The sequence below is a fragment of the Tabrizicola piscis genome (assembly GCF_003940805.1).
GTDB classification, from domain to species: Bacteria; Pseudomonadota; Alphaproteobacteria; order Rhodobacterales; family Rhodobacteraceae; genus Tabrizicola; species Tabrizicola piscis.
This window is the reverse complement of record NZ_CP034328.1, coordinates 2,459,650-2,475,000: the sequence shown is the minus strand read 5'-3', so window position 1 is coordinate 2,475,000 and position 15,351 is coordinate 2,459,650. Positions and strand designations below refer to the sequence as shown.

Below are 15,351 nucleotides of genomic sequence, written 5' to 3'. Positions count from 1 at the left end.
ACATTGGCATAAAAGCCGTATTCCGATGGCTGCAGCATGTTCCAGGTCGTCGGCGGCATCTCGGCCACCAGCGAAATCCGCACGATCGACTTGATCGACTTGAACCCATACTTCCACGGCACGACCAGCCGGATCGGCGCGCCGTTCTGGTTTGGCATCGGCTCTCCGTAAAGACCGGTCGCCATAAGCGTCAGCGGATGCATCGCTTCATCCAGCCGCAGGCCTTCGCGGTAGGGCCATTCGATGAAGCGGCTTTGCTGGCCAGGCATCTCTTCGGGGCGCACCAAGGTCTCGAAGGCCACGAACTTCGCGCCGGACTGGACGCCCACCCGGTTCAGGATGCCGGACAGCTCGAACCCGATCCAGGGGATCACCATGCTCCACGCCTCGACGCAGCGGAAACGGTAGATCCGCTCTTCCAGCGCCTGATCCTTCACAAGGTCCGCCAGATCATAAGTGCCGGGCTTGTCGACCAGCCCGTCGATCACCACCGACCATGGGTCAACCGTCAGGCCCCCGGAGTAGAGGGCGGGATCTTCCTTGCCGGTCCCGAATTCGTAGAAATTGTTGTAGCTGGTGATCTCTTCATAGGTGTTCGGCGTGGCGTCGGTTGAAAACGTGCTGGGCGACGCCTCGATCCGGGCCAGCGCCGGGGTCGCTGCCAGCGCGGCAGCGCCGGTGATCAGATGACGGCGGTTCAGCCACACCGGCTTGGGTGTCACGTCAGACCAGGTCAATCGGCGGGACATGTCAGGCTCCTTTTCGTTTCAAGCAAAGTTGCGCTTCTCTGCCTGAAAGGCAAAACAAACCGACTCACGACTGCGACACGGCGATGAAACATCCGGCCCTGCGTTCACGTCAGATGAACTCTCCTCACAGTGGGTTGATCGGTCCGTGAAACTGGGCGGGGCTTAGCGCTCACCAAAGGTCCGTCAAGCGCCGCTCACGCGAAAGTCGGACTGATCTAGTGTCGCGCCCAGCCCATATAACCTCTGCCAATCACGGCACACCGATCAAACGGGAGTGACACCAAATGATCCGCAGAACCTTTCTCGCGATGACCGCCGCCACCGCCTTTGCAATGCCCGCCTTTGCTGACGGCCACTCGAAGGACATCGTCGACACCGCCGTCGCCGCCGGCTCGTTCACCACGCTCGCTGCCGCTCTGGAAGCCGCCGGCCTGGTCGAAACGCTGAAGGGCGCTGGCCCGTTCACCGTTTTCGCGCCGACCGACGCCGCCTTCGCCGCGCTGCCGGCCGGCACCGTCGAGGACCTGCTGAAGCCTGAAAACAAGGACAAGCTGGTTTCGATCCTGACCTATCACGTCGTCCCGGGCGCCGTGATGTCGACCGACCTGACCGAGGGCATGACCGCCGCGACCGTCAATGGCGCCGAAGTCACCATCACCCTGGAAGGCGGCCCGAAAGTGAACGGCGCCGTCATCTCGGCTCCGGACGTTGCTGCCTCGAACGGCGTGATCCACGTCATCGACAGCGTGATCCTGCCGCCGGAAAGCTAAGACGACCAAAGGGGGGTGCCACTGGCGCCCCCCAACTTTTTCGCGGCGCCTAATTCTCTGGGGCCGCCGCCCCAACACACCCCCCATCACATCAAGGATCCAAATCCATGAATCGTCGTGCGCTTTTTCGCGCCCTCGGCGGCCTGTCCGTCGTTGCGCTGATCTCTGCCTGTGTTCCGATGACCTCCGAGCCGGATATCGTTGATATCGCTGCATCGGATGACCAGTTCTCCACCCTCGTCGCGGCCGTAACCGCCGCTGGGCTTGTGGACACGCTGAAAGGCGACGGTCCCTTCACCGTCTTCGCCCCGACCAATGCCGCGTTTGAGGCTTTGCCCGCAGGCACCGTCGAAAACCTGCTGAAGCCCGAGAACAAGGATCAGCTGATCAAGATCCTGAGGTACCATGTCGTGCCGGGTGCCGTGACGTCGGACCAGCTTGCCGGTCAGCGTCTGGATGTCGCCACCGTTCAGGGCCAGACCGTCCATATCGACGGACGCAACGGCGTGAAGGTGAACCGGTCGCGCGTCACGACTGCCGACATCATCGCCTCGAACGGGGTGATCCATGTGATCGACCGCGTGCTTCTGCCGAAGTGATCCTGACCGGGGCGGCACATCTTGCCGCCCCCATTCCTTGCCGCTTTCCCGTTGCGCATCGCCGGGCAGCGCGTCACCCTCCGCCCTGATCGGAGGTAACCCATGTCCCAGAAAACCGCCCTTGTAACCGGCGCCGCACGCGGCATCGGGCTTGCGACAACCCGCCGTTTCCTCGCCGATGGCTGGACCGTCGCGATGATCGACCGCGATGAACCCGCCCTCATGGCGGCGGCGGACGGGCTGACGGGCGCCTTTCCGGTACTGGCGGATGTGTCGATTCCCGATCAGGCCTCCCGCCTGATCGACGAAACCCTTGCCCGGTCCGGCCGCATCGACGCGCTGGTCAACAATGCCGGTGTCGCCGATTTCGGCCCGGTGGAAGACACCGGCTTTGACCGCTGGCGCCGGGTGATGGAGACGAACCTTGACGGCGTCTTTCTGGTGACTCAGGCCGCCACGCCCGCGCTGAAGGCGTCAAAAGGTGCGATTGTGAACATCGCCTCGATCTCCGGCCTGCGCGCATCCACCCTGCGGGTTGCCTATGGCACGTCAAAGGCGGCGGTCATTCAACTGACCCTGCAACAAGCCGTGGAACTTGGCGAACACGGCATCCGCGCCAATTGCGTGGCACCGGGTCCGGTGCGCACCAAGCTGGCCATGGCCGTCCACTCGCCCGAAATCATCGCCGCCTACCACGACGCCATCCCCCTGAACCGCTATGGGTCCGAGGATGAGATTGCCGAGGTGATCCATTTCCTCTGCTCGCCCCGCGCGTCCTATGTGACGGGCCAGACCATCGCCGTGGATGGGGGCTTCGAAGCGACGGGCATCGGCCTACCAGCCTTGCGGGCATAAAAGAGGGTGGGCATCGCTGCCCACCCCCGCTGCACTTAGTGAACCACAGCCTCGCTTGGCCGTTCGCGGCGGCTGGCCACCACGCGGTCCCCGATGATCAGGCCCTCAGGCCCTGCCGTCACCTTGATCGTCGCGCCGTCCAGCACATCGCCCGCCAGCAGCATCTCGGCCAAGGGGTCCTGCAATTGGCGCTGGATCACCCGCTTCAGCGGCCGCGCCCCGAACACCGGATCATAGCCTTCATCGGCCAGCCACTGCTTGGCCTCCGCGCTCAGGTCCAGCGCGATCTTCCGCGCCGCAAGCCGCGCCTCAAGCCGCTTCAGCTGGATCTCGACAATGCCCGACATATCCGCCCGGTTAAGCCGATCGAAGATGATCTGCTCATCCAGCCGGTTCAGGAACTCGGGCCGGAAGTGCTGGCGCACCGCCTCCATCACTTCAGCCTTGGCACGCGAAGCGTCAGCGCCTTCCGGCAGTTCCGACAAAGCCCGCGCCCCAAGGTTGGAGGTCAGGATGATCAGCGTCTGCTTGAAGTCGACCATCCGGCCCTGCCCATCGGTCAGCCGGCCATCGTCCAGCACCTGCAAGAGCACGTTGAACACATCCGGATGCGCCTTTTCGACTTCATCGAACAGCACCACCTGATAAGGCCGGCGGCGGACAGCCTCGGTCAGCACCCCGCCCTCGTCATAGCCGACATAGCCGGGCGGCGCGCCGATCAGACGGCTGACGGAGTGTTTCTCCATGAACTCGCTCATGTCGATCCGCACCATCGCAGAGTCATCATCGAACAGGTATTCCGCCAGCGTCTTGGTCAGTTCGGTCTTGCCCACGCCGGTCGGCCCAAGGAACAGGAAGCTGCCAAGCGGCCGGTTCTCATCCGACAACCCAGCGCGTGACCGCCGCACGGCCCGGGAGACCGCTTCGACGGCAGCCCGTTGGCCGATGACACGGCGGCCAAGCTCCTCTTCCATCTTCAGCAGCTTTTCCTTCTCGCCCTCCAGCATCTTGGTGGTCGGGATGCCAGTCCAGCGTTCCACAACTTCGGCAATCTGCTCTGGCCGCACGGCTTCGGCGACCAGCGCCTCGCCTTCACGGCCTTCGGCATCGGCCAGCTTCTTCTCCAGCTCCGGGATGCGCCCGTACTGCAGCTCACCCGCCTTGGCGAAGTTGCCCTCACGCTTGGCACTGTCCAACTCGGCCCGCGCGGCGTCCAGCTGTTCCTTCAGCCCCCGCGCCGCATCCAGACTGTCACGCTCCGCCTGCCACTTGGCCGTCAACTCCGACGACTTCTGCTGCAGATCGGCCAGTTCCTTTTCCAGCTTCTCCAGCCGGTCCTTCGACGCGGAGTCGTCTTCCTTCCTCAACGCCTCCTGTTCGATCTGGAATTGCAGGATCTGCCGGTCCAGCGCGTCCAGTTCCTCGGGCTTGCTGTCCACCTCCATCCGCAACCGGCTGGCGGCTTCGTCCATCAGGTCAATCGCCTTGTCCGGCAGGAAGCGGTCAGTGATGTACCGATGCGACAGCGTCGCCGCCGCCACCAAGGCCGAGTCGGTGATCCGCACCCCATGGTGCAGCTCATACTTCTCCTTGATCCCGCGCAGGATGCTGATCGTATCCTCGACCGTCGGCTCGCTCACAAACACCGGCTGGAACCGCCGCGCCAAGGCCGCGTCCTTTTCCACATGCTTGCGATATTCATCCAGCGTGGTCGCGCCGATGCAGTGCAACTCGCCCCGCGCAAGCGCCGGCTTGATCAGGTTCGCCGCATCCATCGCGCCTTCGGATTTGCCCGCACCGACCAGGGTGTGCATCTCGTCGATGAACAGGATCACTTCCCCCGCCGCCGACTCGATCTCTTTCAGGATGGCCTTCAGCCGTTCCTCAAACTCACCCCGATACTTCGCCCCCGCAATCAGGGACCCCATGTCCAAGGCCATCAACCGCTTGTTGCGCAAGGATTCCGGCACATCGCCATTCACGATCCGCAGGGCAAGGCCCTCGGCAATCGCGGTCTTGCCCACGCCGGGTTCGCCAATCAGCACCGGATTGTTCTTCGTCCGCCGCGACAGCACCTGCATCGCGCGACGAATCTCTTCGTCCCGCCCGATGATCGGGTCAATCTTGCCCTCGCGTGCCGCTTCGGTCAGGTCGCGGGCGTATTTCTTCAACGCCTCCATCGTGTCTTCGCTGGAAGCACTGTCCGCCGTCCGCCCCTTGCGAACCTCATTGATCGCCGAGTTCAGCCCCTGAGCCGTCACCGCCCCCGCCGTCAGCGCATCCTTGGCCCGCGTGTTGACCAGCGCCAGCGCGGTCAGCAGCCGTTCCACCGGCACGAAACTGTCGCCAGCCTTCTTGGCCACGGACTCCGCCTCGTCCAGCACCTTGACCAGGCTTGGGTCGATGTACGTCTGGCCATCGCCGCCCGAAACCTTCGGCAGCTTGGCCAATGAGGCGTTGATGGCCGCATTCACCTGCTCGGGCGAACCGCCGGCCTTGCGGATCAGGTTCGACGCAAGCCCTTGGTCATCATCCATAAGCGCCTTCAAAAGATGGTCGGGTAGCACGCGCTGGTGGCTGTCCCGCATCGCAATCGTCTGCGCGGCCTGAAGGAACCCGCGCGACCGTTCCGTGAATTTCTCCAAATTCATCGGTCTTCTCCTCTGATGAAGCACCCCGGTGGCGATGCCCGGAAATCCAGCACATCGCATAGGGCCTTGCCCATGATCTGGGCGCGGATCAGCCGTTTTGCAATCCCTGCGCCCTGCAAAATCGGTCCAAAGCCCGCCAACCCCGATTGGCCGATCTTTGCCGACCTGGCGCCCCCCTCTCGGCGGGATCGGGCGCAGGCAACCGTCGGATCGGCCGAGCGGCTTGTCATCCGCCAGCCAAGGCCGCCATCCTGCAGCCTCGCCACCGAAAGGCACCAGATGACCGATGCAAAACTTCCCCTGATCCACAAGGCCCCGGTCGAGGGCCTGATGGTCCATGTCGCCCGCACCGGCCTTGCCATTGGTGACTCTGCCTGGCTGGACCGGCTTGGCGATGGGCGCATCGGCGTGTTCGCCCGCCTGCGCCAGCCGATCTTCGGGCTGATCCCCCGGCAGAAGGCCGGCCTTGTCGGCCACCTTGGCCCGATGGCCGAAGAGATCGTCGCCCCCTCGCTGGCGCATGGCGATGCCTTGCGGGTCAGGATCATCGACCTTGTGCCCGAACACCTGTCCAACGGCTTCCCACCCGAAGTCTACATCTCGGTCTGGGGCGACCCCCGCCATCTGCAGCCTATCCTGCAGGCGGCAGGGCTGGCTGACCCGTCCGAGGGCGCGCAACCCGGCCGGTTTTCCACCCTGAAGCCCGCCTACGGCTCGTAACGCACATAGGCAAAGGCCCGGCCGTCAGGCGACCAGCTTGGCACGTTGATCGTGCCTTGCCCGCCGGTGAACTGCCGCACGCGGCGACGATTGCCCCCGTCCGGGTCGCACAAGACCAGCGCCACCGGCAGGTCCGCCGGATGCCCCAGCGTTCTGGGCGGATAGGCCAGATACACCAACTGGCGGCCATCAGGCGACGGGTGCGGAAACCAGTTCACGCAGTCATCCTCGAACAGCTGTCGCTGCCCCGTGCCATCCGCCGCCATCACCCAGATCTGCGCATGCCCACCCCGGTCGCAGTTGTAGTAGATCCGCGCCCCGTCGGCGCTGTAGTCCGGCCCGTCACAATGCCCCTCGCCTTGGGTCAACCGACGCTCCACTCCGCCCTCAACCCCGATGGTGTAGACATCGACCACCCGGCTCCCACCCCGCGCCGCCACATAGGCCAGCCGCGCCCCATCCGGCGACCAGCCATGCCACCAGCTTGGCGCCGCCGGTGAGACCTTGCGCAACGCGCCCCCCGCAACCGGCATCGCATAGATCTGCGACCCCACCCCCTCATGATGCGAGGACAGCACGATGACCGACCCATCCGGGCTGATCCCATGGTCATTGTTGCACCGATCCGCAGGACCGGTCCCAATCGCAAGAAGTTCCGGCCGTGCCAAAGGCACGCGGAACAGCCGTCCGTCGCCATTCACCAGCAGCCAATCGCCCGAGGGTGCCCAGTTCGGCGCCTCGATCCGCCCCGCAACCACCAGCACCTCCCGCACCTGACCGGTGGCCGGCTCATAGGTCTCGATGACACTTTTCACCCGCCAACTCCTTCAATTTGAATAAAATTGTGATTGCTCTTTGCCAAATACTCCACGGGGGGTCCGGGGGGTGTGAAACCCCCCGGGGCTGGCCATGGGGGTCACCCCTTGGGCACCAAAAGCTTCTTCGGTCGCACCGCCTCGGCCGCCTTGAACAGGCTGAAGGTCTGGTTGACGTAATTCACCACCCCGGTCAGCTTCTCCAGATAGGCTTCCAGCTCTGCCGTCCGCTCCGCCTCCACCACCTGCACCGGGCGGGCCGGGTCCATTCCCTCGAACTGCACATAGAACAGGGGCTCGCCCCGCTTCAGGATCAGATCCTTCTGCGGTTCATGCCATTCGAAGGCCCACATCAGCGGCCTCGGCCAGATCGAAATCGGGAACCGCCCGCCAAAGATCGTGCCCGGCAAAGGGTCGGCCCGATAATGCGCAAAGGCCGAAAGCTGCGACATGTAGACCATTTCATCCGCGATGAAGCAGTAGGGCAGATGCAATTGCACCGTCGGGCGGTCTGGAAACCGCCACTCGGCCTCGGTCACCAGCGTCAGCACCTCATTCAGCTTCGACGTCCGGATCGGGGATGCCGCCCCCGCCCGGTTCACCAGCACCGCCTTCCCCTTGTCGTCGCGCTGAAATCCGATGTGCAGGTCGAACGGGCACTTCACCATGAAATACCGGCTTTCCAGCTGGACAACGGCCGGGCAGCGGCTGGCACTTTTGGCATGGCCACGGTTTGGCGGGCGGATCGCCACCCGCTCGGGCGGGTCGAACAACACGGCACCTTTGTCTTTCGCCAGAAACCAGCCCACCGTCACGGGGCCGGACCCCGGGCCCTCCTCCGGCCGATCATAGGTCACGCTGAAGTCCATTACTGCCCCCGTCCTCTGTCCTCTGCCCGCGCAGGCCACCATGCCCCAGCGACCGCGCAGGGGCCAAGCCCCTTACCCCCACTCCGCCTGCCCAGCCAAGGCCGCGCCCAAAAGGCCCGCGTCCGCCCCGCAAACCGCCCGCACCAGCAAGGGCCCATCCGTCGCCCGCAACACCCGCGCGCGCACGGCGGCGTCCAGCATCTCCACCACCCCCGGCGCGCGGGAAAGCCCGCCGCCCACCGGCACGATCCCGGCGCCCACCACATTCACCACCATCGCCAGCGGTCCGGACACCAGATCGCACCACAGCGCCATCGTCCTTGCCGCGGCAAGGTCCCCCGCCTGCCACTCCGCCACAATCGCTTCCGACCCCAAGGCCTCGCCATGCAGCGCCAGATGCAACCGCTCCACCCCCCGCGCACCGCCGACCGTGTCGATGCAGCCGACCTGCCCACAGCCGCAGGGAAAGGCGAACGCGTCCCTGATCACCGGCCCGTGCCCCCATTCCCCGGCAAAGCCCCCAGCACCCGTGACCACACGCCCGTCGATGACCAGCCCACCGCCCACGCCAGTGCCAAGGATCACCCCAAAGACCGTGCCATGCCCCCGCCCGGCCCCGACCTGCGCCTCGGCCAGCGCAAAGCAATCCGCATCGTTGCGCACCAGCACGGGCAGCCCGGTCGCGGCTTCCAGCGCCGTCCCCAGCGCCAGCCCGTCGATGGCCGGGATGTTCGCGACCTTTCCGATCCCGGTTGCCGGGTCCACGACCCCGGCGATGGAAATGGCAATGCCCGAAGCCGTCCGCCCCATGGCAAACTGTTGCAGCGCAGCAATGAACGCCTCGCGGTCGCCCACCGGCGTCGCCACTTCACCCAGCGCCTCCAGCCCTCTGCCGTCCCACGCCGCCGCCCGGATCCGGCTGCCGCCGATGTCAAACGCCAGGATCATCGCCGCCCCCCTTTGCCCGCCAGTCTTGACAGCCCTTCCCCGTGCCGTCAAACCGCCCCGACCCTGCCAGATGGAGGCCATGATGCCCGCAGATGACCGCCTGATCGTGGCGCTTGATGTCCCGAATGTGGTGCAGGGCCTCGACCTTGTTGCCCGGATCGGCGACGCCGCCAGCTTTTACAAGATCGGCCTCGGCATGTTGACCGGGGGCGGCCTTGCCTTGGCCAACGAGCTGAAGCACGAACAGGGCAAGCGCATCTTTCTTGACCTCAAGCTCTTCGATATCGGCGCCACGATTGAGGCGGCTGTCCGTGGCCTGTCGCAGTACGACCTTGATTTCCTGACCGTCCACGGCGACCCACAGGTCGTCCGCGCCGCTGCCGAAGGCAAGCGTGGCACCGGTCTCAAGATTATGGCCGTGACTGTCCTTACCTCGCTGGACCGGGATGACCTTGACGCCAACCTGATCAAGCCCGGCGACATTCACGCCATCACCCTTGAACGCGCCGCACGGGCGTTCGAGGCCGGGGCCGATGGCGTGATTGCCAGCCCACAAGAGGCGGCGATGATCCGCGCTTTGCCGCAGGCACAGGGTCGGTTGATCGTCACCCCCGGTGTCCGCCCTGCGGGGTCCGCATCGGGGGATCAGAAACGCATCGCCACCCCGCATCAGGCCGTGTCCGACGGGGCAGACCACATCGTTGTCGGCCGCCCGATCTGGCAGGCAAAAGACCCCGCCGCCGCTGCCCGCGCCGTCATTGCCGAGCTTTCCGGCTGACACCCCGCCATCGGGACCAAATTCCCAAGTAAAAGAATCGGCTTTACAAGGCCAAGTGTTTTAGTCAGACATTCGGCACCCAATGCCGAAAGGTCTGCCGATGCGCTTTGCCCCCCTCCTGCTTCTCACCACCGCTCTTGCGACCCCGATATTTGCCGCAACGCCCGAGGCAGTGACGCAAACCTACGCCGACATCGCGCTTGCCACCTATCAAGACAGCCTGACCACCGCGCAAACCCTGCAATCAGCCATCGCAGCCCTCATCGCCACCCCGTCCGACGAAACCCTGACCGCCGCCAAGACCGCCTGGCTTGCCGCCCGCGTCCCCTATCAGCAGTCCGAGGTGTTCCGCTTCGGCAACCCCATCGTCGACGACTGGGAAGGCCGGGTGAACGCCTGGCCGCTGGACGAAGGCCTGATCGACTATGTCGATGCCTCCACCACAGGCGGTGAGAACGCCCTCGCCCTCCTCAATGTCATCGCCACGCCAAAGTTCACCCTCTCGGGCAGCGACATCGACGCCACCACCATCACCCCCACCCTCATCGCCACCACCCTGCATGAGGCGGACGGGATCGAGGCGAACGTCGCCTCTGGCTACCACGCCATCGAATTCCTCCTCTGGGGCCAAGACCTGAACGGCACGAACCCCGGCGCTGGCAGCCGCCCCTACACGGACTTCCTGCAAACCGATGCCTGCACGGGCGGCAACTGCGACCGCCGCGCCGCCTATCTACAAGCGGCTGCCGATCTTCTGGTATCGGATCTTGAAGAGATGACCGCCAACTGGTCCGAAACCGGCCCCGCCCGCGCCGCTGTCACAACCGACCCGACCGCAGGCCTTCTGGCCGCGCTGACCGGCATGGGCAGCCTGTCCTATGGCGAACTGGCCGGAGAGAGGATGAAACTTGGCGTCCTCCTCAACGACCCCGAGGAAGAGCATGACTGCTTTTCCGACAACACCCACAACAGCCATTTCTACGACGGCATCGGCATCAGGAACGTCTACCTTGGCAGCTATACCCGGGTTGATGGCAGCGTGGTTGAAGGCCCGTCGCTGTCCGATCTCGTCGCAGCCGCCGATCCCGGCATGGATATCCAGTTGAAGGCGGATCTTGACGCCTCCGTCACAGCGCTTGGCGAAATCAAGGCGGCGGCAGAGGCCGGGCTGGCCTATGACCAGATGCTCGCCCCCGGCAATGCGGAAGGGGAATCGCTCATCCTTGGCGGCGTTGCCGCCCTTGTGACCCAGACCGCTTCGATCGACCGCGCCGTCACCTTGCTGGGCCTGTCGAGAATCAGCTTCGAAGGCTCGGACAGCCTCGACAATCCCAACGCCGTTTTCCAGTGATCCGATGATCGTCTGTCACTGTCAGGGCATCTCCGACCACGACATTCGCGCCGCCGTCGACTGGATGCGCGCGTCCGACATCGACACGGTGATCACCCCCGGCAAGGTCTACCGCGCCCTTGGGAAACGCGCGGATTGTGGCGGATGCCTGCCACTCTTCCTCGACACGATGCGTGACTGCGATACGTTTGAAGTACCCATGAACCTGCGGGACCTGCGCAAGCCAGCCCGCACCAGACACAGGGAAACACCATGAAGGGTGACACCAAGGTTATCGACTACCTCAACCGCGCGATCCGGTCCGAACTGACTGCCGTCAGCCAGTACTGGCTGCACTACCGGCTGCAGGACGACTGGGGCCTGAAGCACATGGCCGCCAAAAGCCGTGCCGAAAGCATCGAGGAAATGCAGCACGCTGACCGCTTCATCGCCCGCGTGATCTTTCTGGAAGGCCACCCGAACCTGCAAAAGCTTGACCCCCTGCGCATTGGCCAGACCCCGCTGGAAACCATGCAATGCGACCTTGCAGCGGAAAAGGAAGCCCGCGCGCTCTATGGCGAAGCGCGCGACTATTGCCACAAGGTCGGTGACATCGTGTCGATGAAGCTGTTCGAAGAGATTGCCACCGACGAAGAAGGTCACATCGACTTTCTGGAAACCCAGATCGCCTTGCATGAAAAGCTGGGGGCCGAACGTTTCATGCAACTGAACGCAGGCACCTTCAACGAAGGCTGATCCCATGCAAACCCGCCGCCAGCGTCTGACCACGGGGCTCGCGGCGGGCACCCTGATCTGCAGCCTTGGCGCTGCTGTCGCCGACACGCCACAGCGCACACACGAAGACCGCGCCAAGGTCGCCGCCATCCTGCAGCCCCCCACCGATTTCACCGCCCCCGAACCGTTCGAGGCGAAGCCAGCCGGTGCGGCGACTGTTAGGGTGATCGACACGACTGACGCCTTTTCACTTCCCTCGGCCAATATCGCCGATGAGATGGCGTTTTCCCTTGGCAATGCCCTGTTCCAGAAACTCTGGATCGCCGCGCCCGCGTCAACCAAAGGTTCTGACGGGCTTGGCCCGCTGCACAACGCGCGCGCCTGTCAGGATTGCCATCTCAAGGACGGCCGCGCGCCCGCCCCAACGGATGAGGGCGTGGTTCCGGGCACCTTCCTCCTGCGCCTCGGCCTGCCCGATCTGCAGGCCATCGCCGCCCATGTCGCAGACCCGACCTATGGCTTCCAGCTGCAAACCTCCGCCGCCCCCGGCCAGACGGCCGAAGGCCGCGTGACGGTTGCGTGGACGCCGCTTCCGGTCACCCTGTCGGACGGCACCGTCGTCACCCTGCGCAAACCCAGCTACGGCGTGGCCGCCCTTGGCTACGGCCCGCTTGACACCGCAACGGTGCTTTCCCCCCGCGCAGCGCCGCAAATGATCGGCCTCGGCCTGCTGGAAGCGATCCCGGCAGATGAAATCCTGTCCCGCGAAGACCCGGACGACACCAATGCCGACGGCATTTCCGGCCGCGCCAACCGGGTTGATGACCAGCTTGGCCGCTTTGGCCTGAAGGCAGGCCAGCCCAGCCTGCGCGACCAGTCCGCCCAAGCCTTCTTCGCCGACATGGGGCTGTCCACCGACCTCCACCCCGACCCGTGGGGCGATTGCACCGCCTCCCAGCCCGCCTGCGTAACGGCCCCGCACGGCCAGGAACCAGGCACCCGTGACGGGCTTGAGGTTGACCGCGAAAGCCTTGACCTTGTCACCTACTACGCCCGCAACCTTGGCGTCCCCGCCCGCCGCAAGCTGGACGATCCTGCCACCCTGCGCGGCAAGGAAATCTTCCACAGCCTCAATTGCGTCGGCTGCCACACCCCGAAGCACGTCACCGCCCGCCTGCCCGACCAGCCCGAACAAAGCTTTCAGCTGATCTGGCCCTACACCGATCTTCTGCTACACGACATGGGCGAAGCCCTTGCCGACGGCCTGCCCGAACACCTCGCTTCTGGCAGCGAATGGCGCACCCCGCCGCTCTGGGGCCTTGGCCTGACGCAGCAGGTATCCCCCAACGCGGGCTTCCTTCACGATGGCCGCGCCCGCACGATCCTTGAGGCGATCCTCTGGCACGGGGGTGAGGCCGAGGCCCAGCGCAATGCCGTCATCGACCTTGCGCCGGAAGACCGCGCCGCCCTTCTGACCTTTCTGGAAAGCCTCTGACATGCGCGCGCTGATCCTTGCCCTTCTCCTCGCCACAGCGGCAGAGGCCGACACGGCCAATGTCGTGCAAACCCACATCCGCCCCGGCTACGCCGCGTTTGCGGCTGCCACCAACAACTTCGCCGCGCTGGACAGCTGTGATCCCGCCACCCTCCGCCCCGCCTTCCATGCCGCCTACGACGCATGGCTTGGCGTGGCCCACCTGTCCCAAGGCCCGGCCGAGGAAGAAGGTCGCGCCCTTGCCATCCTGTTCTGGCCCGACCCAAAGGCCCTTGGCTGGAAAGCGCAGCGCGCCCTTCTGGCCGGCAGTCCTGACAGCCTGACTCTGGAAGCGATGTCCGACCAATCCGTCGCCGCACGCGGCCTTTCCGGGCTGGAACGGCTGCTCTATCCAACCGATCCGCTGCCCGCCGACCCCTGCCCCTTGATCCACGCCACCGCCGAAGACCTTGCCCGCATGGCCCGCGACTTGGTCATCGAATGGGGCCCCTACGGTGACCTTCTCCTTACGGCAGGCCAGCCGGACAATCCCCGCTTCCTGACCAAGGACGAGGCGACCCAAGCCCTTTTCACCCAGCTGATCACTGGCCTGGACTACATCGCCGACCGCCGCCTTGGCCGACCGCTTGGCACCTTCGACAAACCCCGCCCCGACCTTGCCGAAGCCCGCGCCTCAGACCGGTCGCTTCGCAATGTCATCCTGTCGCTGCAGGCGCTGCGCGATCTGGCGCTGCAGCTGACGCCGGAAAGCCCACGCACTCTGGCCGCCTTTGTCCAGACCCTTCTGCTGGCAAACGAGCTGAGCGATCCCAGTTTCGCCCACATCACCGACCCTCAGGCCTGGCTCAAGCTCCAGATCCTGCAGCAGTCCATCCGCACCATCCGTGACGCGGCGCTAGCCGAGATCGGCCCCGCGCTGGGTGTCACCCTTGGCTTCAACGCGCAGGACGGTGACTGATGCAGCGCCGCGCTTTCCTCGCCACCCTCGCCGCCGCCTGCGCCCCCCGGCTGACTTGGGCCGACGTCGGCAGCCCCGCCTTCCTTGCCGCTGGCAAGCTGGGCCAGACGTTCCACCTGCACGCCCTATCCGCGACGGGCGAAAGCCTGTTTCAGATCCCGCTCCCCGGTCGCGGCCATGCCGCCGCAGCCCACCCGACCCGGGCCGAAGCCGTCGCCTTCGCCCGCCGCCCCGGGACCTTTGCGATGGTCATCGACTGTGCCACCGGGGCCGTCACCCACCGCCTGACCCCACCACCCGAGCTGCAGTTCAATGGCCACGGTGCCTTTTCCGCCGACGGAACGCTTCTGATGACGTCAGAGGTGATGGCCGACACCTCACAAGGTCGCATCGGCCTGTGGGACACCCGCGCCTACACGCGCCTGACCGACTGGCCCAGCCACGGGATCGGCCCGCATGAAATAAGGCTGCGGCCGGATGGCACCCTTGCCGTCGCCAATGGCGGTATCCAGACCGATCCCGTTGACCGGACCAAGCTGAACATCCCGACGATGCGCCCGAACCTGTCGCTGCTAACGCCTGACGGCACACTTCTGGACCAGATGAGCCTGCCCGATCTTCCCCAAAACTCCATCCGCCATCTTGCCCTGATGGGCGATACGATCGCCTTCGCCATGCAATGGGAGGGCGACCTTGCCGAACCCGTTCCACAACTGGGCCTTTGGCAACCCGGCACCGCGCCCGTCCTGTGTACGCCCGCGCCGGAAGAGGCCTTCACGATGCAAGGCTATGCTGGCTCCGTGGCCGCAACCGACAGCCGCTTGCTTGTCACCTCACCCAAGGGTGGTGCCGCGATGATCTTTGGCAGTGACGGCACCAACATCGCCACCCACCGCCGCGCTGACCTTTGTGGCGCAGCAACCCATGCGGGTGGCTTTCTTCTGACGGATGGCCTTGGCGCGATCTGGGCGGCGGATGACGACGGCCTTACCCGGCTCGGCGCTGGCGATACGGCTTGGGACAATCACCTTGTCAGCCTTGGCACCACTGCGTAAGCCACTAATGAATAGGCAAGATTT

Annotated in this window: 16 protein-coding genes (1 of these 16 only partly in view); 11 read left to right on the top strand and 5 right to left on the bottom strand. The window is 65.1% G+C overall.

The features are described from left to right. Positions 1-749 carry the 5' portion of a protein-methionine-sulfoxide reductase catalytic subunit MsrP gene (msrP, locus tag EI545_RS12090; protein ID WP_125325709.1) on the bottom strand. Its footprint begins 157 nt before the window's first position, so the window shows 749 of its 906 coding nt (coding positions 1-749); the start codon lies at positions 747-749; the stop codon falls past the left edge of the window. Positions 750-1,033: 284 nt separating this feature from the next. On the opposite strand from msrP, the gene EI545_RS12085 reads away from it, so the two are divergent. From EI545_RS12085 to EI545_RS12075, 3 genes are all read left to right on the top strand, one after another. Then, positions 1,034-1,519, top strand: a complete 486-nt coding sequence (locus tag EI545_RS12085; protein ID WP_125325708.1) for a fasciclin domain-containing protein — start codon at positions 1,034-1,036, stop codon at positions 1,517-1,519. Between the two features lie 107 nt (positions 1,520-1,626). After that, the gene (locus tag EI545_RS12080; protein WP_125325707.1) at positions 1,627-2,118 is read left to right on the top strand and encodes a fasciclin domain-containing protein; all 492 of its coding nucleotides are present in this window, start codon (positions 1,627-1,629) and stop codon (positions 2,116-2,118) included. Between the two features lie 102 nt (positions 2,119-2,220). Continuing rightward, a complete protein-coding gene (locus EI545_RS12075) occupies positions 2,221-2,973 on the top strand; it encodes an SDR family NAD(P)-dependent oxidoreductase (RefSeq protein WP_125325706.1) in 753 nt (250 codons plus the stop codon). 35 nt (positions 2,974-3,008) lie between these two features. Here EI545_RS12075 and clpB read toward each other — a convergent pair whose 3' ends face one another. Continuing rightward, positions 3,009-5,624: an ATP-dependent chaperone ClpB gene (clpB, locus tag EI545_RS12070; protein ID WP_125325705.1), complete on the bottom strand. Its 2,616-nt coding sequence runs from the start codon at positions 5,622-5,624 to the stop codon at positions 3,009-3,011. 279 nt (positions 5,625-5,903) lie between these two features. Between clpB and EI545_RS12065 the strand changes: the two genes are divergently transcribed. After that, complete coding sequence (locus EI545_RS12065) at positions 5,904-6,344, top strand: hypothetical protein (RefSeq protein ID WP_125325704.1); 441 nt, start codon at positions 5,904-5,906, stop codon at positions 6,342-6,344. Here EI545_RS12065 and EI545_RS12060 read toward each other — a convergent pair. The 3 genes from EI545_RS12060 to EI545_RS12050 form a co-directional block, all read right to left on the bottom strand. After that, entirely contained in the window at positions 6,332-7,159 is an 828-nt protein-coding gene (locus tag EI545_RS12060) for a TolB family protein (protein ID WP_125325703.1), read from the bottom strand. The two genes, EI545_RS12065 and EI545_RS12060, sit on opposite strands and share 13 nt — an antisense overlap. Positions 7,160-7,260: 101 nt before the next feature. After that, complete coding sequence (locus tag EI545_RS12055; RefSeq protein ID WP_125325702.1) at positions 7,261-8,028, bottom strand: hypothetical protein; 768 nt, start codon at positions 8,026-8,028, stop codon at positions 7,261-7,263. 72 nt (positions 8,029-8,100) lie between these two features. After that, positions 8,101-8,976, bottom strand: coding sequence for an ROK family protein (locus EI545_RS12050; RefSeq protein ID WP_125325701.1), 876 nt, complete (start codon positions 8,974-8,976; stop codon positions 8,101-8,103). Positions 8,977-9,046: 70 nt separating this feature from the next. Here EI545_RS12050 and pyrF point away from each other — a divergent pair, with 70 nt between their 5' ends. The 7 genes from pyrF to EI545_RS12015 all read left to right on the top strand — a co-directional run bounded on the left by pyrF (position 9,047) and on the right by EI545_RS12015 (position 15,327). Further along, a complete protein-coding gene (gene pyrF, locus EI545_RS12045) occupies positions 9,047-9,754 on the top strand; it encodes an orotidine-5'-phosphate decarboxylase (protein WP_164517280.1) in 708 nt (235 codons plus the stop codon). Positions 9,755-9,854: 100 nt separating this feature from the next. Beyond that, entirely contained in the window at positions 9,855-11,105 is a 1,251-nt protein-coding gene (locus EI545_RS12040) for an imelysin family protein (RefSeq protein ID WP_125327443.1), read from the top strand. Between the two features lie 4 nt (positions 11,106-11,109). Then, positions 11,110-11,361: a (2Fe-2S)-binding protein gene (locus tag EI545_RS12035; protein WP_125325700.1), complete on the top strand. Its 252-nt coding sequence runs from the start codon at positions 11,110-11,112 to the stop codon at positions 11,359-11,361. Beyond that, the gene (gene bfr, locus EI545_RS12030) at positions 11,358-11,840 is read left to right on the top strand and encodes a bacterioferritin (protein ID WP_125325699.1); all 483 of its coding nucleotides are present in this window, start codon (positions 11,358-11,360) and stop codon (positions 11,838-11,840) included. The genes EI545_RS12035 and bfr overlap by 4 nt, the downstream gene beginning before the upstream one ends. Positions 11,841-11,844: 4 nt before the next feature. After that, the gene (locus tag EI545_RS12025; RefSeq protein WP_125325698.1) at positions 11,845-13,314 is read left to right on the top strand and encodes a di-heme oxidoreductase family protein; all 1,470 of its coding nucleotides are present in this window, start codon (positions 11,845-11,847) and stop codon (positions 13,312-13,314) included. 1 nt (position 13,315) lies between these two features. Continuing rightward, a complete protein-coding gene (locus tag EI545_RS12020; protein ID WP_125325697.1) occupies positions 13,316-14,272 on the top strand; it encodes an imelysin family protein in 957 nt (318 codons plus the stop codon). Continuing rightward, positions 14,269-15,327 (top strand): DUF1513 domain-containing protein, encoded by a 1,059-nt coding sequence (locus EI545_RS12015; protein WP_125325696.1) that lies wholly within the window; start codon positions 14,269-14,271, stop codon positions 15,325-15,327. Before EI545_RS12020 ends, EI545_RS12015 begins: the two co-directional genes overlap by 4 nt. Positions 15,328-15,351: the final 24 nt, after the last annotated feature.

Bases quoted from the DNA above. Each gene is read 5' to 3' on its own strand.
- EI545_RS12085 (WP_125325708.1), top strand. From the start codon at position 1,034: ATGATCCGCAGAACCTTTCTCGCGATGACCGCCGCCACCGCCTTTGCA.
- EI545_RS12080 (WP_125325707.1), top strand. From the start codon at position 1,627: ATGAATCGTCGTGCGCTTTTTCGCGCCCTCGGCGGCCTGTCCGTCGTT.
- EI545_RS12075 (WP_125325706.1), top strand. From the start codon at position 2,221: ATGTCCCAGAAAACCGCCCTTGTAACCGGCGCCGCACGCGGCATCGGG.
- clpB (WP_125325705.1), bottom strand. From the start codon at position 5,624: ATGAATTTGGAGAAATTCACGGAACGGTCGCGCGGGTTCCTTCAGGCC.
- EI545_RS12065 (WP_125325704.1), top strand. From the start codon at position 5,904: ATGACCGATGCAAAACTTCCCCTGATCCACAAGGCCCCGGTCGAGGGC.
- EI545_RS12055 (WP_125325702.1), bottom strand. From the start codon at position 8,028: ATGGACTTCAGCGTGACCTATGATCGGCCGGAGGAGGGCCCGGGGTCC.
- EI545_RS12050 (WP_125325701.1), bottom strand. From the start codon at position 8,976: ATGATCCTGGCGTTTGACATCGGCGGCAGCCGGATCCGGGCGGCGGCG.
- pyrF (WP_164517280.1), top strand. From the start codon at position 9,047: ATGGAGGCCATGATGCCCGCAGATGACCGCCTGATCGTGGCGCTTGAT.
- EI545_RS12040 (WP_125327443.1), top strand. From the start codon at position 9,855: ATGCGCTTTGCCCCCCTCCTGCTTCTCACCACCGCTCTTGCGACCCCG.
- EI545_RS12035 (WP_125325700.1), top strand. From the start codon at position 11,110: ATGATCGTCTGTCACTGTCAGGGCATCTCCGACCACGACATTCGCGCC.
- bfr (WP_125325699.1), top strand. From the start codon at position 11,358: ATGAAGGGTGACACCAAGGTTATCGACTACCTCAACCGCGCGATCCGG.
- EI545_RS12025 (WP_125325698.1), top strand. From the start codon at position 11,845: ATGCAAACCCGCCGCCAGCGTCTGACCACGGGGCTCGCGGCGGGCACC.
- EI545_RS12020 (WP_125325697.1), top strand. From the start codon at position 13,316: ATGCGCGCGCTGATCCTTGCCCTTCTCCTCGCCACAGCGGCAGAGGCC.